This is a genomic window from Mesorhizobium sp. M7A.F.Ca.AU.002.02.1.1 (assembly GCF_003998535.1).
Classification (GTDB): Bacteria; Pseudomonadota; Alphaproteobacteria; order Rhizobiales; family Rhizobiaceae; genus Mesorhizobium; species Mesorhizobium ciceri.
Map to the genome: position 1 here is coordinate 1 of NZ_RZPB01000768.1, position 2815 is coordinate 2815.

At 63.7% G+C, this 2815-nt stretch carries 3 protein-coding genes and 1 pseudogene; all 4 read right to left on the minus strand.

Annotated features, from left to right (window positions below):
• A pseudogene (locus EN879_RS40765) lies at positions 1-112 on the minus strand (short-chain dehydrogenase); the annotation flags it as partial.
• Positions 113-141: 29 nt separating this feature from the next.
• Complete coding sequence (gene iolG, locus EN879_RS30935) at positions 142-1137, minus strand: inositol 2-dehydrogenase (protein ID WP_063169773.1); 996 nt, start codon at positions 1135-1137, stop codon at positions 142-144.
• Positions 1138-1249: 112 nt separating this feature from the next.
• Positions 1250-2017 carry an ATP-binding cassette domain-containing protein gene (locus tag EN879_RS30940; protein ID WP_023810655.1) on the minus strand — a complete coding sequence of 256 codons (768 nt, stop codon included), beginning with the start codon at positions 2015-2017 and terminating at the stop codon, positions 1250-1252.
• Between the two features lie 2 nt (positions 2018-2019).
• Positions 2020-2815 (minus strand): ABC transporter permease (locus EN879_RS30945; protein ID WP_164774689.1); only part of this gene is annotated, 796 nt, incomplete at its 5' end.

The following is a 2815-nucleotide window of genomic DNA, read 5'->3' on the forward strand; positions in this document are numbered from 1 at the left end:
GCGCCCGGCAGCCCTCGTCGGCCAACGCTTCGGCAACGGCAAAGCCGATGCCTTGCGCGCCGCCGGTGACGATGGCGCGTGTCTGTGAATTGCGATCGGCGGATGCGCTCATCGCTTTGCTCCTGGATTGAGTTCCGGTTCTTACTTGTCGAGGCGGACGGTCTTGCCGGTGGTTGCCGACTTTAGCGCGGCGTCCGCCAATCGAAGCGCGATAAGCCCATCGGCGCCGCTGGGTGATGCCTTCTTGCCCGAGGTCGCGGCGGCGATGAAAGAGGCAATCTCGATGGCATAGGCGTCGAGATAGCGGGTCATGAAGAAGTCGTGCAGCGGCGGGCGCGTATAGCCCTTCTCATTGGCCAGTTCGATCGACACCGGCCGCTGGTTCTCGGCAGCCACCATGCCTTTCGAGCCATGCACCTCGATGCGCTGGTCGTAGCCATAGGTGGCGCGGCGCGAGTTGGAGATGACGGCCTGCTTGCCGGACGCGGTCTCGAGAATGACGCTGACCGAGTCGAAATCGCCGGCCTCGCCGATCTTCTTGTCCACAAGCACCGAGGCATGCGCGCTCACGGCAACTGGTTCCTCGCCGAGCAGGAAGCGCGCCATGTCGAAATCATGGATGGTCATGTCGCGGAAAATGCCGCCCGAGCGCTTGATGTAATCGATCGGCGGCGCGCCCGGATCGCGCGAGGTGATGGTGACCATCTCGACGGTGCCGATGGCGCCGTCGTCGATCGCCTTGCGCACAGCGGCGAAATGCGGGTCGAAACGCCGGTTGAAACCGACCATCAGCGTCGCCTTGGCCTTGTCGACCACGGCCAGGCATTTCTCGACGCGCTTGACGTCGAGGTCGATCGGCTTCTCGCAGAAGATCGCCTTGCCGGCCTTGGCGAAGCGCTCGATCAGATCGGCATGGGTGTCGGTCGGCGTGCAGATGATGACGGCGTCAATATCTCCGGCTTTCTCGATGTCCTCGATGCTGCGCACCTCGGCGCCATAGGCGCTGGCCAGTTCGGTGGCCGCCTTCTCGAACGCATCGGCAACCGCAACCAGTTTGGCCTGCGGATTGGAGCCGACGGCACGGGCGTGGACCTTGCCGATGCGGCCGGCACCGAGGAGAGCGAAGCGAACGGTCATGGGTATTTCCTCTGGGGGAATGGGTTGGAGAGAGTTGTCCGCACCTTGCTTTTGGGGAAAGGTGGCAAGGCTATTTTTCGAGCGCGCCAGAAAACAGGATGACCATCCTGTTTTAGGCCGCGAGTTCCGCCTCCCCGGTCTTGGCGCCGGTGATGTAGGAGACGATATCGTTTCCGTCGGTGTTCTCCTTGCGCAGATTGGCGACGATGCGGCCGCGCCGGAACACGACGATGCGGTCGCAGAGATCGAACACCTGGCGCATATTGTGGCTGATCAGGATCAGCGGCTCGCCATTGTCCTTCAGCGTACGCACGATGTTTTCGACCTGCGCGGTCTCCTGCACGCCAAGGGCGGCGGTGGGCTCGTCCATGATGATCAGCTTGGAGGCGAAGGTCGCCGTCCGGGCGATCGCCACGCACTGGCGCTGGCCGCCCGACATGTGGCGGATGGTGTTGGACAGATTGGGGATCTTCACCGCCGTGCGGACCAGCGCCGCCTCGGTTGCCTTGCGCATGTATTTGCGGTCGAGGATCGAGAACGGGCCGAGGTTGAACAAAACCTTCTCGCGGCCGAGGAACAGGTTCGACGGCACGTCGAGATCGTCGGCCAGCGCCAGATTCTGGAACACGGTCTCGATGCCCGCCGTGCGGGCCTCGATCGGCCCGGCAAAGTTCACTTCCTTGCCGTCGAACCAGATCTGGCCGCTGGTGCGCTGCTCGACGCCGGTGATCTGGCGCACGAAGGTCGATTTGCCGGCGCCGTTGTCGCCCATGATGGCGACATGCTCGCCCTTGCGCAGCTCGAAGTTCGCGCCTTCCAGCGCATGCACGCCGCCATAGCGCTTGGTCAGGTTTTCGGTCTTCAGGACGATGTCTGACATGGTCATGCCCTCATTGCCCGCAGGCGTTGGCGCCACTGGTCGAGAACCACCGCACCGACGATGATCACGCCCTTGACCATCTCCTGGTAGTAGGCGTCGAGGCGCAGGAAGGTGAAGCCGGAGATGATGACGCCGAAGATCAGCGAGCCGATCACCGTGCCGATGATCGAGCCGCGGCCGCCCGACAGCGAGACCCCGCCGATGACCGCCATGGCGATGGCGTCGAGTTCGTACATCACGCCCATGCCGGACTGCGCGGTCAGGTTCTTGGAGCTCAGCACCACGGCGGCGAGCGCGGCGAGAATGCCGGCGATGACGTAGACCAGGATCTTGTGATTGGCGATCTTGATGCCGGACATGCGCGCGGCGTCCTCGTTGGAGCCGATCGCGTAACAGTGCTTGCCGTACCTCGTATAGGTCATGATCAGCTGGAACAGGATGGCCAGCGACAGGAAGATGACGACCGGCATCAGGCCTTTGCCGATGCTGGCGAAACTCTCGGTGGGAAACGAGATCGGCTGGCCCTTGGACCACCATTTGGCGATGCCGCGCGCGGTCACCATCATGCCGAGCGTGGCGATGAATGGCGGAATGCGCGTGTAGGCGATCAGCGCGCCATTGACCAGGCCGGCGAAGAGGCCGCAGGCGATCGCCACCAGCAGCGGCACGATGACAGGCAGGTCGGTCCAGCCCTGCGCCAGGAACATCGCCTTGGGATTGGGGTTGCCGTTGACCGTCGCCACCTGGGCGAAGCTCATGGCGATCATGGCGGTCGCGCCGACGATCGAGCCCGAGGAC